The organism is Actinomadura mexicana, from assembly GCF_900188105.1.
GTDB lineage: Bacteria > Actinomycetota > Actinomycetes > Streptosporangiales > Streptosporangiaceae > Spirillospora > Spirillospora mexicana.
Genome location: NZ_FZNP01000033.1, coordinates 1 through 15,758, shown reverse-complemented (window position 1 = coordinate 15,758; position 15,758 = coordinate 1). Strand labels below are relative to the sequence as shown.

Genomic DNA, 15,758 nt, shown 5'->3' with positions numbered 1-15,758 from the left:
CTGATGCACCGGCGGAATCGTCTCGCGCTCATCGCCGTCCTGGCCACCGCGGCCGTCGCCGCCCCGGCGGCGCCCGCCGACGCCCGTCCAGGCCCCGACCCGATCCTTTCCCTGCTGCCGGGCGCCCCGGAACCGCGCCCGCGCACCGCGCCCGCCCGGGCCCCGGATCCGGACGCCGGGGTCCTGAACGTCGCGCACCGCGGCGCGTCCGCGTACGCGCCGGAGAACACGCTGGCGGCGTTCCGGCTCGCCCGGGCCAAGAAGGCGGACATGTTCGAGCTGGACGTCCAGGAGACGAAGGACCACCAGCTCGTGATCATGCACGACACCACCCTCGTCCGGACGACGAACGCGGAGGAGGTCTTCCCCGGCCGCAGGCCCTGGAGGGTCGCCGACTTCACCCTCGCCGAGGTCGGGAGGCTGGACGCCGGGGGCTGGTTCGCGAAGAGGTACGCGGGCGAGCGCGTCCCGACGCTCGGCCAGGTGCTCGCCGGGATGCGCGGCCGCGGCCTCGGGCTGCTGCTGGAGATCAAGAGCCCCGAGCTCTACCCGGGCATCGAGCGGCGCGTCGCGGCGGAGCTGGAGAGGTCCCCGTCCTGGCTCCGGTACGACCCGCGGGAGCGGCGCCTCGTCGTCCAGTCGTTCGACTGGGAGTCGGTGCGCCGGTTCCACGCCGTCCTGCCGCGGGTGCCGACCGGCCTGCTCGGTACCCCGAGGGTCGCGGACCTGCCGAAGCTCGCGAAGTACGCGGATCAGGTCAATCCCACCTTCAGTGGCCTGACCGAGTCCTACGTCGAGGAACTGCACGACGCCGGGATGGACGTGCTCACCTGGACGATCGACGACCCCGGCGACATGGAGCGGGCGATCGACCTCGACGTGGACGGGGTCATCACCGACCGGCCGGACGTCCTGCACGGCGTCCTGGGCGACTCCGCCGAGCGGGCGGCCTGATCAGGCGGGCCACCGGCGCGCGCGGGCGATCAGCGCCCGCGCCGCCGGGCTGCGCGGCCCCCCGGTGCGCCAGGCCAGGGCGATCCGCCCGGTCAGCCGCGGCCGGACGACCGGGAGCGCGCGCAGGTCGTCCGGGCGGGCCCGGGCGGCGGACTCGGGCAGCACGGCGACGCCGAGGCCGTGCGCGGCGATCTCCGCGAGCACGGGCGGCTCGCCCGCCTCGAACGCGACGCGCGGGCGCAGGCCGGCGTCCGCGAAGGCCCCGTCCAGGACGGCGCGCAGCCCGGTGCCCTTCGGCAGGCAGATCAGGTCCTGCCGGGCGAGGGCCCGCAGGGTGATCGTGGACCTGCGCGCCAGCGGGTGGGCGCGGGCGACGGCGGCGACGAGGTCCTGCTCGATGACGACCCGCGTCGCGACGCCCTCGGGCGGGCCGGTGCCGAGGCTGAGGAACGCCAGGTCGATCCGCCCGGTGCGGAGTCCTTCGGTCAGCGTGGCGGAGTCCTCCTGGACGACGGTGATCTCGACGTCCGGGTGGTCGCGGTGGAAGCCGGCCAGCATGCCGGGAAGGTCCAGGGAGCGGATCCAGTCGATCGTGCCGATCGTGACGTGCCCGCGGAGCAGGCCCGTCAGCTCGTCCACCGCCAGCCGGGCGCCCTCGACCGCCGCGAGCGCGGCCCGCGCGTAGGGCAGGACGGCGGCGCCGACCTCGGTCAGCCTGACGGTCCGGCCCGAGCGGTCGAGCAGCGGCTGGCCCAGTTCCCGCTCCAGCTGCCGGATCTGGGCGCTCACGCCGGGCTGGGCGACGTGCAACCGGGCCGCGGCCCTGGTGAAGCCGGCCTCTTCCGTAACCGCCACGAAGTACTCAAGCTGGCGCAGCTCCATAACGAGACATGCTAGCCGCGAGCCTTCCAGCGCTCGGGCTTCTGCATGACCGATCGGTCCGGTAACCATTTCTTTTGCCTGTCTTGGCCGCATCGCTGCTGTTCAGAGGACTGATCCGGGCGTGTGCGGTGATTACCTCACCTGCGGGAGGTCGGGTGAACGGACGGCGCACATGGTCCATACGGGTGCGGATGACCGTTATTGCCGGGACGGTCACCGCCGTCATCTGCGCCATCGTGACGACGCTGATCCTCGTGGAGGCGAGGGCATCGGAGACCGACTCCTCCCGGGGCGAGGCGACCGCGTCCGCGCTCCGGCTGTCGTACGCGCTGCGGCGCGGGTCGGTGCCCGGTCGGCTCGACGGGGTGCCGGGCGTCATGCTGCAGGTCGTGGACGAGAAGCGGACGGTGATCGCGGGAACTCCCGGCCGGGCGGCGCAGGCCCGCCGCCCGCTCGCCCGCTTCGTCCCGTCGGAGACGCGCGTGTACGCCACCCGGAAGGTGTGCTCGCCGGTGCGGCACCACCGGTGCCTGTGGGTGATCGGCTTCCGCGTCTTCAAGCCGGGCGGCGACTGGCTGATCTACGCCGCCGTCCCGATCGTCCCCTGGTACGTCAGCCCGGGCCTGATCATGTTCCTGGCCAGCATCTCGCTGCTGGTGGTCCTGCTGGCCTGCCTGCGCGCCTGGACGACGGTGGACCAGACCCTCGCCCCGGTGGACGCGATCCGGGCCGAACTGTCGGAGATCACCGCGCACCGGTCGGGCCGCCGGGTGACGGTGCCGGAGAACCGGGACGAGATCAGGCGGCTCGCGGAGGCCGCGAACGCGACCCTGGACCGGCTGGACAGCGCCCTCGAACGGCAGCGCAGCTTCACCTCCGACGCGTCCCACGACCTGCGCAGCCCCATCGCGGCCGCGCGCGCCCAGATCGAGGAGGCGCTGCTGTTCCCCGACGACGTCGACTGGCCGCGGACCGCGCGGGCCGTCCTGCAGAGCCTGGAACGGCTCCAGGCGATCGTGACGGACCTGCTGCAGCTCGCCCGGCTGGACGCCGCCGCCTGGCAGGACGTCGAGACGATCGACCTCGGCGCGCTGGTCACCATCGAGGTGGCGAGGTCGGACCGGACCAAGCGGATCGTTCCGCATCTCCAGGACGGCGTGACGGTGCGGGGGGACCGGCTCAGGCTCGTCCGCCTGCTGACGAACCTGCTGGACAACGCCGAGCGGCACGCCGAGTCGCGCGTCGACATCACGGTGTCGCGGGAGGACGGCACCGCCGTGCTGGAGGTCGTCGACGACGGCGCGGGCGTCGCAGAGCAGGACCGGGACCTCGTGTTCCAGCGCTTCGCCCGACTGCGGGACAGCAAGGCCCGCGACCCCGGGGGCACCGGCCTCGGCCTGCCGATCGCCCGGGAGATCGCGCGGCTGCACGGCGGCAGCCTCACCATCGAGGACAGCGAGCGCGGCGCCCGGTTCGTCCTGCGGATACCGCGCAACAACGAGGGCGGGCCGGCCGGGTAGCCCCGCGGCGGCGGGCGTGCAAGCGCAGAATCCCGCGGCGACGGCGCGCGCGGGGTCGTGGCGGTCCGGGGCGGCCCGCGCGGGGGACGGGCCGGCGGGCGGCCGGTCAGACCGCCGGATGGGCGGCCAGGCCGCGCAGGTGGATCCAGCCTTCGAGGTGGGACTCCTTCACCCGGCAGGTGATCCGCTCGTACTCGGCGGCGGTCACGTGGCCGGGACTGGGGACGATCACCGAGTCGTAGACGAACCGGGACGCGATGACGCCGAGGTCGGCGCCCGTCGCGGCGAGCCGGTCCTTGAGCGGGCCGGCGTCGAGGAGCCGGGCCGTCGTGATGATGGACGAGCCGGACACGCCGGGCGGGTCGGGCATCACGGGTCCGACGTTCACCGCGACCCTGAGCTGCACGCGGACGGCCCCGGTCGCGCGGTGGTTGTGGCGGCGCAGCCGCAGGCCCAGCGAGACCAGCATGGGGTCGATCACGGTGGCCGTCGGCACCTGCGGCGGGATGACGATGAGCGCGCCGTCGCCGCGGTCCTCGACATGGCAGGCGTCCCAGGGGACGCCCGACTCCTCGAACGCCTCGCGGAGGGCCCGGTACATGGCGCGGCGCACGCCGATCCGGTCGGCGTCGTTGCGGTCGGGCGAGCTGAACCCGGCGACGTCGGTGTACACGATGGTGCAGTTCTGGCCGGCCCAGGACGGGGCGTCGCCGTCCGGGAGGACCATGGGCTGCGTCGGCCGTTCGCAGGCCGTCTCGACGACCGCCTCCAGGGCCGGCCGGAGGGGGCGGGCGGGCACGGTGCGGTACGGGACGGTCGGGGCCGTCCCGGACGCGGCGCCCGCGCCGTTGACCGCGGCGGCGGGCTCCACGATGCGGGTCGCGCCGCCGGCCCGCGGGTCGGACGCGGGGTACGGGGCGGCCACCACGAACGGCCCGGCCATCGCGTACGGATAGTTCGGGACCACCGGCAGCTGCGCCATGGCGTACGGCTGCGGCGACCCGTACTGCGCCGCGGGTCCGTACGGGTGCGCCGCGCCGCCGGGGTGGGTGCGCTGCGGCGGCCGGCCGGCGCCCTGCTCGGTCATCCGGTCGTACATCTCGCGTTCGAGGACGCCGACCACGTGCGGATGGTCGCTCAGGTAGGCGACGAACTCCCGCGTGGTCAGGCTCAGGACGTGGAGGGCGTCCATGGCGACGACGGTCGCCGAGCGGCGGCCCAGCTGCAGGGCGGCGCGCTCGCCGATGATGTCGCCGGGCCCGCGGAAGGCGACGAAGCGCTCGTGGCCGTCCCGTTCCACGGAGATCCGCACCGAGCCGGATTTGATCACGAAGGTGTGGTCGGCGTCCTGGCCCTCGGTCCACAGCACGGCGCCGACCGGGTGGACGGCCTCCCGCGCCTGCGCGAGGAACGCGGCGCGTTCGAGGGTGGTGAGCCCGTACCAGAACCCGGGCCGCCGGGCGGTCTCGGTCCGCCGGACGGACCGCTGCCGCGGGACGATCTCGGTCGGGACGATCTCGGTCGGGAGGATCCCGGTCGGGACGATCTTGTCCGGGTCGTGGTGGCGGGCGTGCTCGTTCATCGGTTCACCCGCCCGACGCCCCGCCGGGCGGGGGGCGGCGAGCCCGCCGGACTCGTGGGGTGGACGGCGGAGGTGGGGGACGGTACGTGCTGTATGGACATGTCAGGGACCCCATGCCTCGAATGGCGACTCCGAAGTCCGCCGGGGCACCGGGTAGGTCCGGTGTTACCCGCGGGTGACCGGAGTCACATCACCTATGGTCCGCACCGCGTGGTCGCGGTTAGACTAGATGAGTCCGCAGAGACATTTTGGCAGGTCAGCCCGGATCTTTCTGCGTCCTCGCAGAGGATGCGGGCGGATCGGCCCGGCTGTCTCGTGCGGCCCCGGGAGTCGCTCTCCGCTCTCCTGCCGATCGTCGTGGCTGCCAAACCGTTGATCGGCGGGAGGCGGCGGGCGACTCTGTTGCCTTCGCTGGCACTGCCTTCTTCTGGTGCTTCCTCGTCCGGTGCCGCCTTCTGGCGTCGCCGGAATCCGCTCTCCCCTTTCGGCCTCCCCGTGTGGCGCGTGCGGCCCTCCTCGATCCCGCCTGCGGCCGGCCCGTCTCCGCCTGCGGTTCGCCTCGGCCGTGGTGCGCCGTCCCCGGCCGGGACTTCACTTTGTGTTCAACCTCATCCGCGCTCGGATGTGGCAACGCGTCTCGTTGCATGACGTCGTCTGCTAATCTGCTATGTAGCACATTACAACAGAGTCCGACGGTATGCAGCACTCTGGAAGCTAACGGCGCGAGTTTTGGGCGATATGGCGGGGTCTGGTGTCCGGAGCGAAGATCAGATGTCCGGGACATGTAGCGTCGTGTCGGGGAGTGGGATGCCAGGTCCCCGTCTGCCATGTAGCATCCAGTGGGGTGGCATGCACTACTCAGAGTGAGCGAACCAATGGTCAGTGACCAGGGCCCCATAGTCCAGAGCGCGCTGCTGCGCACCGAGCTCGTCCGCCTGCGCAAAGAGAAGAAGCTGACGCAGGAACAGGTGGCACGGCAGCTTGAGTGGTCTCCGTCCAAGCTCATCCGGGTGGAAGGCGGCAAGAACGCCATCACCCGCACCGATCTGCAGGCGTTGCTCGCGGTGTACGACGTCACCTCGGAGGGGCGCCAGGAGCGGTTGCAGGCGCTCGCCCGCGGCGCGCGGGAGCCCGCCTGGTGGAACGCCTACCGTGGAGACCTGGACCCGAGCTTTCTCTCTTATGTCGGGTATTCCGCCGGCGCGGCGTTCATCCGGCAGTTCCATGGAACGGTCATCCCGGGGCTGATCCAGACCGCCGAGTACGCCGAGGTCCTGTCCACCGGCAAGATCTCTGAGCAGGCGCGGGTGCTGGCGGCGAAGTTGCGCATCCAGCGCCAGCTGGAGTTCGCCAAGCGGCAGAACCCGCCGCGCCAGCACTACATCATCGACGAGGCCGTCATCCGCCGGCACGTCGGCATCAAGAGCGACCCGGCGATCATGCCCGCCCAGCTCAACCACATCGCGGACGCGTGCGAGCGGGACGACCTGCTGACCGTCAGGATCATCCCGTTCAAGGCGGGGGCGCACCTCGGGCTGGACGGGCCGTTCAGCCTCCTGGAGTTCGACGGCGACCTCGACGACGTCCTCTGGCTGGAGGCGCGGCCGGGCGCCAGCGTGATGATCACTGGCGAGGACGAACGGATCACCGAGTACCGCGACACCTTCGAGCTCCTGCTGGAGCAGGCGCTGGCGGCGGACGAGTCGATCGCGCTGCTGCGGCAGGCCGCCGAGGACCTCATGGCCTGACTCCCCGACCGCAACCGACCATGCGACGGAGGTGACAGCCGCATCGGACACCGACAAGGCGAGTGGCCGTCATAACACGCAGGGTGATCTTGTGTTCCCTTGTATGCGGGATAACTAGAACCGTTTACACTCGTGATCGGGAAATTTTCCACAAGGTCGTGGTTTGTCGTGCCCTGCTGGTGCTCGCCAGGCGGGTGTTCTTGTCCGATCGGTTGGCGAGACGGCACCCGCCGGCAATGGATGGAGGGTTGCTGGATGGTGTACCGGTCGAATCGGGGAGCGGCGGTGAGCTGGCGGAAGAGCAGCGCCAGCGGCGGCGGTCAGGAATGCGTGGAGGTGGCGGCGGCCGGCCCCGCCGTGCTGGTCCGCGACTCGCGCGACACCTCCGCCGGCTTCCTCACGCTCGACCCCGCCGAGTGGAAAGCCCTCGTGACCGCCATCAGGAAGGGAGAGCTTGAGTGGCGTTGAGTCACGGGACTCATTTTCTGCCTCCTGAATTGTCGATTAGTGCGACTTTCGTTGGTATTTACGGGCGATTTCTGACAAGGATCGGATAACTTCGGTCGGGTCGGGCCGAACCCTGAGTGGACCCTGAAACCACCCTGAATCGCCCCTGATCACCCTGTTCCGGTGCGCGTACCGCGCCTAGCTTGATCGTCAGCGGTCCCCGGCCACGGCCGAGCCGGGGACCGTCGCCCGCCTCCGAGGACGTGGGCTTCTGGCATCCCCGCACCGGAAGGACCTTCATGCTGCGAAGGAACAGGCTCGCCGTCCTGGGCGCGGCCGCGGCAGGGACGGTGGCGCTGGCCGGCGTCGCGCACCCCGCCGCCGCCTCGCGCACACCGCCCGCGCCGCGCTCCCCGTCCGCCGTCGGCTGGCGCGCGTGCGGCGACGACGGCAAGGCCGAGTGCGCGACCCTGCGGCTGCCGGTCGACTGGTCCAGGCCGGACGGCCCCGCGTTCGGCCTCGCCGTCGCGCGCCGCAAGGCCCTCGACCCGGGCGCCCGCATCGGCACCCTCGTGTTCGGACCCGGGGGTCCCGGCGACTCCGGCGTCCAGCGCGTCACCAGGATCGAGAACGGGATCGACCGGTTCAGCGACGAGTTGCGCCGGCGCTTCGACATCGTCAGCTTCGACCCGCGCGGCATCGGCGCCAGCCATCCGGTGACGTGCTCGGCCGACCTGCTCCGGGCCGCCCCCTCGCCGATGATCAAGAGTGCGGCGCAGTTCCGGGCGACCCTCGACCACAACGCGCGCCTGCGGGCCGACTGCCGCGCCCGCACCGGCCCCCTCTACGACCACGCCGACACGCTCAGCACCGTCCGGGACGTCGACGCCATCCGCGCCGCCCTGGGGGAGTCGAAGCTGACCTTCCACGGCAGTTCCCACGGCACGCTGCTGGGCGAGATGTACGCGGAGACGTTCCCGCGACGCGTCCGGGCGATGGTGCTGGAGAGCGTGGACGACCACAGCCTCCCCGACGCCCGGCGCTTCCTGACGTCCGAACTGGCCGCGGCCCAGGACTCGTTCGACCAGTTCGTCGCCTGGTGCGGGCGCACCCGGGAGTGCGCCCTGCACGGCAAGGACGTCCGGGCGGTCTGGCGGAACCTGCGTGCCCGCGCCGGCCGCGGGGACCTGCCCGACCCCTCATCGCCCGGCACCGCGCTACCGGAGCTCGGCCTCGTGCTGATGGCCTACAAGAGCTTCTACGGCCCCGACTGGGCGGAGCTGGCGGCGAAACTGGCCGCGCTGGACGCGACCCCGCCCCTGAAGGCCCGCGCGCGTCCGGCAGCCGCCCCGACGGCGGGAGAGACCGCCACCGACCCCTTCACCGCGCAGTTCTGCTCCGACTGGAGTCTTCCCGTTCGCGACTACGGCGAGTACGCGAGGCTCATGCGGCACACGGAGAAGGTCGCCCCCGACATGACGTTCGCGCGTCCCGTCATGGCGATCTCGGCCTGCCTCGGCCGGCCGCAGCCCGTCCGCAACCCGCAGCACCGCCTGCGCGTCCGCGGCAGCGCGCCGATCCTGCTGTCCAACGCCGTCCACGACCCCGCCACGCCCTACGCCTGGGCACGGAACGTCGCGCGGCAACTCGGCCCCGCAGGACGCCTGCTCACCTACGAAGGCGCCGGCCACGGCAGCTACAACCGCGGCCCCTGCATGCAGAACACGATCGACGCCTACCTGACCGCGCTCACCCTCCCCCCGCCCGGCACCACCTGCCCGGCGACCTGACGACCCGTCCGAGAGCAGCGAGGGGACCGATGGCCACCGCATCCGGCCCCTCGCTGCTCTTGCACGTCCCATTCTCCGTGCTTTCCACGTATGGCGCTGCGATCGTGCGGCTCAGTGATTGGAATATGGGGGGATTTGTGGCGGCTACTCGCCGGTGTACTCCAGATCGATACCCTGCGACCGCCCCCCTGTCCACCCGTCCGCGCGTCAATTGATGGACGGCGGAACGTGACGGGATTCGGACGGGGCGATCGATGACGCGGACTCTCCTGGTCGAGATTCTCGACCACGATGCCGATCCGGTGCGGCTGGACCAGCTCAGCCGTCACCTCCTGAGGGACCTGCGGAAACTCGGACTGAAGACCGATCGGAGACCGGTCGCGGTGCCCGCGGGGGCGAAGTCGGCAGCGGCGGCGGCCCTTTCCGCTCTCGTCGTGGGGCTCGCCGGAAGGTCGGCCGTCACGGCATTCGTGAGCGGGGTCTTCGAATGGCTCGGTCCCCGGAGAGGCGGACTGAAGATCAGTTGCGGTGACAGATCCGTGGAACTGTCCGCGGCGACTCCGGGAGAACGGCGGGAACTGCTCGAATGGCTGCTGGCGTGCGATGGGGGAGCATGGGCACAGAACCGGGACGGCCGAGGAGACTAGCGCTTCTGGTGGCCTCGGACCGGTACGAGGATCCGGGGCTCAGCTCGCTGCGGTCACCCGCCCACGACGTGCGGGCGCTGGCCGCCGCCCTCGCGGACCCGCGCATCGGCGGGTTCGCGGTGGAGAACGTGTTCAACCGGCAGGCTCACGAGGTCAACGCCGCGATCGAGGACTTCTTCTGCGACAAGCGGCCCGATGACGTCCTGCTGCTCTACGTCTCCTGCCACGGGGTCAAGGACGATGCCGGACGCCTGTACTTCGCGACGGCCAACACCCGGGTCAAGCGGCTCGGCTCGACGGGGATCGCGTCGACCTTCGTGAGCGAGCAGATGTCCCACAGCATGTCGCGCAACATCATCCTGCTTCTGGACTGCTGCTACAGCGGTGCGTTCGTCGAGGGAATGGTGGTGCGCGGCGCGGGAAACGTCGGAATCAACGAACGGCTGAGCGGCTCCGGCCGGGCGATCCTCTCGTCGTCCTCGGCGCTGGAGTACGCGTTCGAACTCGACCGGCAGCGCACCACCAAGGAGATATCCCGCTACAGCACCGGGGAGGAGGAGGGCGGGCGGCCGTCGATCTTCACCGAAGCGCTGGTCCGGGGACTCACCACCGGCGAGGCCGACCGGAACCGGGACGGGCGCATCTCCGTCGACGAACTGTACGACTACACGTACTCGCAGGTCACCGCCCTGAATCCGAACCAGACGCCGACCAAGTTCTCCGACGTCAGCGGAGAGTTGATCGTCGCCTTCAGTCCCGGGACGGTCCGGCCCCCCGCGTTGCCCGAGGAGGTGCGTTCGGCGGCCGGCCATCCGCTGGCGGGGGTGCGCGCCGCCGCCGTCGGCACGCTCAAGGAGCTGGCGCTGGCCGGGGACGGGGTCGGGCTGCTCGCCTACCGGCGGCTGGAGGCGCTGCGCGGCGACGACAGCCGGATGGTGGCCGGCAGCGCGGCCGAAGCCGTCGCGGAGATCGAGCGAGTGCGCCCCTTCCGCGAGCGGCCTCGGGCGCCGGCCGTGCCACCGCCGTCCAGTCCCGAACCCGGCCGAGGTTGGACGCCGCCGGCGCCGCCCGTGCCGCCCGCGACGGCACCGCCCGCGCCGGCACCGCCGTTCCCGCCGTTCCGGCCCCCCGCGATCTCCCCGCCCGGTCCGCACGAGCCGGAGCCTCTTCGCAGCCGTTCGGTGCTGGCCTACTTCATGCCGTTCTTCAGCAGCCTGACGCTCATGTTCGGCCGGAGCCGCAACGTCAGGTACCACGCGCTGCACTGCGCGCTCATCGACGCGCTGACGGTCGTCTACTTCCTCACGATGATGATCCCGTTCGCGGTCTACCTCGGGCTCCGGTACGGCTCCGAGCCGGCTCCCGACGACGACCCCTTCCTCACCGCCTTCATGGTGATCTTCCTTGTGCTCCCCTGCGTGCTGCGCGGCTACTGCCTCGTCCAGCTCGCCCGGCGCGGGGCGGCCCGGATCAAGTTCATCGGTGCTCTGGCGGAGCGTGTCGCCTACGGGGGGCGGTCGGGTTCTCGGACCGCCACGGAAACCTTCCGCCTCCCGGGCCGGCGGGGTGTCGGGGATGCCTAGGGCGGCGGCTCGTGCCCGCCACCGTTCGGCGGTCTCGTGGCGCCATGGTGGCTGTGTTCGCTGCCGGGGACGGAGCGCGGGCGGGTTCTCGACAACCCACCGAGACACCTCCTGGCGGAGTTCGCGGCCTCCACGTACCGCGGTGGGGCCGACTTGCCCGACGCCGGCGACGCTCAGGCCCGCCGGCGCTCATCCCGTCGCCGGACCAGTTCCTCGACCGCGCTCGGCATGGTCGTCTCGAAATCGATCAGCTTCGCCCAGGTCGGGGTCACGACGATCCGGACCATGCCCTCGTGGTAGAGCGAACGCACCTCCGCCTCCCACTCGACCCGTTGCTCGGGCGTCATCTCGTAGGTGCTGGTCGTCTGGAGGTACTCGTCCGGGATGTCGTCGACGAAGTCCAGCTCGGCCCGGCCCCGGATGAGCAGGATCATCGGCGGGTGCGACTCGGTGTCCATCGTCAGGGCGACCATCGGGTTCTCGCGCAGGGCCTGGAGCTTCGGAGCGTTCTTCGGCGTGCACACGACGATCTCCGAGCCGTTCCAGGCGAAGATGATCGGGATGTTGCGGGGCGTGCCGTCCTTGGCGACGTAGGCCAGCCGGGTCACGTCGCGGGCCAGCAGCTCCTGGCTGATCGGCCGGTTCAGAACCTCGGTGATCTCGTTCGGTCGCACGGTTGTTCCTCCGTTGTCGTTCTCGGTCCATCCAGCGGATCGTTCTGGTCGGTCGCAGGTCGGTCGCGGGTCGGTCGCGGGTCGGCCGCGACGGGCCGTCGGCCGAGCCTCTCGGCGAGTGCGACGACGATGCCCTCGGGCCCGCGGACGTAGGCGAGCCGGTAGTCGTCGTAACGCACCACCTCGCCGACGAGCTCGGCACCGCCGGTGCGCAGGCGGGCGACGGAGCCACCGCCGCGTTCTCGGCGCCCGCAGACGTGCTCGCACGCCACCGCTCAGCCAGTCAGGGTTACGAGGCCGCTGTCGGGAGATCGTAGAAGCGGCGGACGCTGGAGCCGATTCGGTTCAGGTCGGTGCCGTAGATGTGCAGGGAGACGGCGGTGTCGTCGCCGATGTTGCGGACGCGGTGGATGTCGCCGGGCGGGGCGAAGCCGCTGACCTCGCCGGTCCGGTTCGCGTTGCCGCCGATCTCGGTCAGGGTGGTGCCGTCCTCGGAGAGCGCGTACAGGTCCTCGTACTCCACCCCGGCCAGGACGCCGAACACGCACCAGGTCACGTGGTCGTGGATGCGGGTCAGCGCGCCGGGCCGCCAGACGATGGCCGTCATCGAGAACGAGCCGTCCGGTTCCACGTGCAGGCGGTGGCCGCTGGAGGTGCCGTGCTCGCCGGCGAGCTGGTCCGCGGTGAGCAGGCCGGGTGGCGGCAGGTGCTCGCGCAACGCGTCGGCCACATGGGACGCGGTGTCGCGCGGGCCGTCGTCGCGGGCGACCGCCGCGCGCACCGCGTTGATCAGTTCGTCCAGTTCCGCGGCGGGGCGCATGGTTAGGGTGTTCATGGTGTCTCCCTGTCGGGGTGTGCTTCCAGCGTCCGCCCCGAGGGGGCCTGCGGTCATCCGTGCCGGCCGCAGAGCACCACGGATGCCGCCACGGAAAGGGGACACGGGTGGCCGAGCGGATATCCGAGCGGGAGGCCGAGGTGCTGGCCGCGCTCGGCGCGCGGCTGTCCAACGCGCAGATAGCGCATCGGCTGCACATATCCGTGCGCACGGTGGAGAGCCACGTGTCGTCGCTGCTGCGCAAGTACGGCATGGCCGACCGGTGGGCGCTGGCGGAGCTGGCCCGCGCCGGGGAGCGGGAGCCGGGCCGTGTCGCCGGCCTGCCGGTGTCCGGCACGACGTTCGTCGGCCGCGACGCCGAGCGCGCCGCCGTACTGGCCGCGCTTGAGGAAGCCCGGCTGGTGACGCTGCTGGGTCCGGGCGGCGTGGGCAAGACCCGGCTGGCCGCGGTGGCCGCCGAGGACGCCGCCGCCTCGTTCCCGTCCGGGGGCGGGTTCGTGGACCTGGTGCCGGTGCGCGACGGGTTCGTGGCCCGCGCGGTCGCGACCGCGCTCGGGGTCACCGAGGGCTCGCATCAGCCGCTGGACGAGGCGGTCGCGGCGCGCCTGGGCACCGGGCGGTCGCTGCTCGTCCTGGACAACTGCGAGCACGTGATCGACGAGGCGTCCGCGTTCGCCGAGCGAATCCTGGCCGCCTGCCCGGGCACCCGCGTACTGGTGACCAGCCGGGAACGGCTCGGCCTTCCGGGTGAACGCAGCGTGCCGGTCGCCCCGCTGCCGCTGGGCTCGGACGCCGAGCGGCTGTTCCACGACCGGGCGCTGGCCGCCGACCCGGAGTTCGTGGCGGAGCCCGCGGTGCTCGCCGACCTGTGCGCGCGGCTGGACGGCATGCCCTTGGCGATCGAGCTGGCCGCGGCGCGGGGCGCGTCGCTGGGCGCCACGGGCCTGCTCGCCGCCCTGGAGGACGCGCTGCGGCTGCTGTCGGGCGGGCGGGGGGGCGACGAGCGGCACCGGTCCCTGCGGGCCGTGCTGTCCTGGAGCTACGACCTCCTCGACGAGGAGGAGCAGGCGCTGTTCCGCCGGTTCGGGGTGTTCGTCGGGGCCTTCGACCTGGACGCCGCGGCCGCCGTCGGCGGGGACCGGGCGGGCGTCGCCGACCTGCTCGGCCGGCTGGTGGACAAGAGCCTGGTGGTGCACGTGCGCGGGCGGGTCAGCCGGTGGCGCCTGCTGGAGACCGTACGGGCGTTCGCACTGGCACAGATGTCGGCCGCGGGCGAAGAGGACAAGACCAGGGCGCACCACCTTCGCTGGGCGGCCGACGCGGCGTCCGCCGCGGAGGGCGGGCTCGGTGATCCCGCGTGGCGGGAGGACTTCGACGCCATGGCCGCGGACCTGCGGGCGGCGCTGGCCGGGTCCGGCAGTCCGGGCGAGGTGACGCATCGGCTGGCGAGCGCGCTGGCGCACCTGACCTACGCCCGCCGGCACCTGCTGGAGTCGTTCGCGCACCACCGGACCGCCGCCGCGGTCGCGCCGGACGCGGCATCGGCGGCGCGCGACCTGCGCGCCGGAGCCGGGTGCGCGCACGTCGGCACCACGTCCAACCAGCACGTGTACGAGCTGCTGCTGGAGGCGGCCGAACAGGCGCGGCGGGCCGGCGACGACCGCGGCCGGGCGATCGACCTGGCCCGCGCGGTCGAGACGGCGTGCCGGTACCCCGAGGCGTTCGAGACCGGCATACCGCACGAGCGCCTGCGCGCCCTCCTCGACGACGCGGTCGCGACCGGGCCCGGCGACGACCCGGAGGTGGCGGCCTGCCTGGCCGTGGCTCGCGCGTGGCTGGCGGGCCCGGACAGGGGCGCGCCGGACATCGGACTCACCTCGGCCGCCCTCGCCGCCACCCGGGTGACCGGGGATCCCGTACTGGTCAGCTCCGGGCTGTGCGCGGCGGCGACCGCGGCGCTGCACGCCGGACGGCTGCGCGAGGCCAACCGCATCACCCGCGACCGCCTGGGGCTGCTGCCGTCCATGGACCGCGACGACCCGTACTGCGCGCCGGAGATCTGCAACATCCACGGCCGCGCCTGCGTCTACGCGATCATGGCCGGCGACCTGCCGGGCGCGATGGCCGCGGCGCGTGCGGGCATCGAGGACGACCTGCTGAGCGACACCCACATCACGGCCAGCCGCCTGGTCCAGCCGCTCGTGCTGACCGGCCGCTTCCGCGACGCGGCCGGATACGCCGAACGGATGTGGGACCAGTGGGAGCGGGCCGGGCGACCGGCCCCGCTCTGGATGCTGCCGGCGGTGTGCGCAACGGTGCTGGCGTGCGCGCTGCTCGACGAGCCGGAGTCGGTCGCGCTGTGGAGGTCCCGTTCCGCGGAGGTGGCCGGCGGCACGCTCGGCACGGCGGCGGTCGCGGCCTTCGTCGACGCCCGCCTCGCCCTCCACGACGGCCGGTACGACGCCGCCGGCCCCCTCGTCCGCCAGGCCTTCGCCGTCAGCGCGCCGCTGGATCCGTACCTGGCGTACGCCCGGGCGGCGGGCGCGGAACTGGCCGTGGCGGCGCGCCTGCCCGACGCCGCGGACCTGCTGGCTGCCGCCGCACCGCTCGCCGAGGAGAACGCCTGGACGGCGGCGTGCCTCGCCCGCGCACGCGGACGCCTCCACGCAGACCGCTCCGAACTGACCTTTTCCCTAGAAGCGTGGGACCGCCTGGACGCGCAGGCCGAACGGGCTTGTACGGAAGCGCTGCTGGCCCAGCTCTAGCCTCCGGCGTGGCGGCCCGGCTGGTCCCGGTCGACGGTCTGATCCGCCCAGGTCAGCAGGCGGGTGCCGCCGCCGGCGCCGCGGGCGAGATGGGTCAGGACGTGGCCGCGCGCGTCCACCCCGGGGGGCAGGGAGGGCGCGCGGTCGCGGTCGTCGTCCAGCCTGTCGGCGGTGGCCTGCAGGGCGCGCGTCGCGGCGGTGATCTCGGCGAGCGAGATCACAGGGTGACGTCCTCCGGGAGGAGGGTGGCGAGTTGTTCGGTGGTGAGGTCGGTGCCGGCGTTGGCGAGTTGTTCGGTGCGGCGTGCGTGTGCGGTCATGGCGGCGCGGAA

General features: G+C 72.6%; 13 protein-coding genes. 8 read left to right on the top strand and 5 right to left on the bottom strand.

The genetic code is table 11. The features are described from left to right. Positions 1–3 precede the first annotated feature (3 nt). Positions 4–954, top strand: a complete 951-nt coding sequence (locus CHC11_RS39590) for a glycerophosphodiester phosphodiesterase (protein ID WP_089317050.1) — start codon at positions 4–6, stop codon at positions 952–954. Here CHC11_RS39590 and CHC11_RS39585 read toward each other — a convergent pair whose 3' ends face one another. Beyond that, on the bottom strand, positions 955–1,836 hold the full coding sequence (locus CHC11_RS39585; RefSeq protein ID WP_089317049.1) for a LysR family transcriptional regulator: 882 nt from the start codon (positions 1,834–1,836) through the stop codon (positions 955–957). Positions 1,837–2,027: 191 nt separating this feature from the next. Here CHC11_RS39585 and CHC11_RS39580 point away from each other — a divergent pair, with 191 nt between their 5' ends. Next, complete coding sequence (locus CHC11_RS39580) at positions 2,028–3,356, top strand: sensor histidine kinase (RefSeq protein ID WP_089317048.1); 1,329 nt, start codon at positions 2,028–2,030, stop codon at positions 3,354–3,356. A gap of 106 nt (positions 3,357–3,462) precedes the next feature. On the opposite strand, the gene CHC11_RS39575 is transcribed toward CHC11_RS39580, so the two are convergent. After that, positions 3,463–4,938 (bottom strand): Crp/Fnr family transcriptional regulator, encoded by a 1,476-nt coding sequence (locus tag CHC11_RS39575; protein WP_089317047.1) that lies wholly within the window; start codon positions 4,936–4,938, stop codon positions 3,463–3,465. 863 nt (positions 4,939–5,801) lie between these two features. Between CHC11_RS39575 and CHC11_RS39570 the strand changes: the two genes are divergently transcribed. The 5 genes from CHC11_RS39570 (at position 5,802) to CHC11_RS39555 (ending at position 11,153) form a co-directional block, all read left to right on the top strand. Next, positions 5,802–6,686 carry a helix-turn-helix domain-containing protein gene (locus CHC11_RS39570; RefSeq protein WP_245920306.1) on the top strand — a complete coding sequence of 295 codons (885 nt, stop codon included), beginning with the start codon at positions 5,802–5,804 and terminating at the stop codon, positions 6,684–6,686. Positions 6,687–6,971: 285 nt separating this feature from the next. Beyond that, positions 6,972–7,154, top strand: coding sequence for a DUF397 domain-containing protein (locus tag CHC11_RS39565; protein ID WP_245920305.1), 183 nt, complete (start codon positions 6,972–6,974; stop codon positions 7,152–7,154). 278 nt (positions 7,155–7,432) lie between these two features. Further along, positions 7,433–8,923 (top strand): alpha/beta hydrolase, encoded by a 1,491-nt coding sequence (locus CHC11_RS39560; protein ID WP_089317044.1) that lies wholly within the window; start codon positions 7,433–7,435, stop codon positions 8,921–8,923. Positions 8,924–9,177: 254 nt separating this feature from the next. Continuing rightward, positions 9,178–9,570, top strand: a complete 393-nt coding sequence (locus CHC11_RS44035) for an effector-associated constant component EACC1 (RefSeq protein WP_425427386.1) — start codon at positions 9,178–9,180, stop codon at positions 9,568–9,570. After that, complete coding sequence (locus CHC11_RS39555) at positions 9,510–11,153, top strand: caspase, EACC1-associated type (RefSeq protein ID WP_089317043.1); 1,644 nt, start codon at positions 9,510–9,512, stop codon at positions 11,151–11,153. Before CHC11_RS44035 ends, CHC11_RS39555 begins: the two co-directional genes overlap by 61 nt. A 173-nt stretch (positions 11,154–11,326) precedes the next feature. Here the strand turns inward: CHC11_RS39555 and CHC11_RS39550 are convergent, their stop codons facing one another. Then, entirely contained in the window at positions 11,327–11,827 is a 501-nt protein-coding gene (locus CHC11_RS39550) for a pyridoxamine 5'-phosphate oxidase family protein (RefSeq protein WP_089317042.1), read from the bottom strand. Positions 11,828–12,116: 289 nt separating this feature from the next. Next, positions 12,117–12,662 carry a cysteine dioxygenase family protein gene (locus CHC11_RS39540; protein ID WP_089317041.1) on the bottom strand — a complete coding sequence of 182 codons (546 nt, stop codon included), beginning with the start codon at positions 12,660–12,662 and terminating at the stop codon, positions 12,117–12,119. 107 nt (positions 12,663–12,769) lie between these two features. Here CHC11_RS39540 and CHC11_RS39535 point away from each other — a divergent pair, with 107 nt between their 5' ends. Then, complete coding sequence (locus CHC11_RS39535) at positions 12,770–15,427, top strand: ATP-binding protein (protein ID WP_179279238.1); 2,658 nt, start codon at positions 12,770–12,772, stop codon at positions 15,425–15,427. Here CHC11_RS39535 and CHC11_RS39530 read toward each other — a convergent pair. Then, positions 15,424–15,648, bottom strand: coding sequence for a DinB family protein (locus tag CHC11_RS39530; protein WP_089317039.1), 225 nt, complete (start codon positions 15,646–15,648; stop codon positions 15,424–15,426). The genes CHC11_RS39535 and CHC11_RS39530 overlap by 4 nt on opposite strands. Between the last annotated feature and the right edge of the window lie 110 nt (positions 15,649–15,758).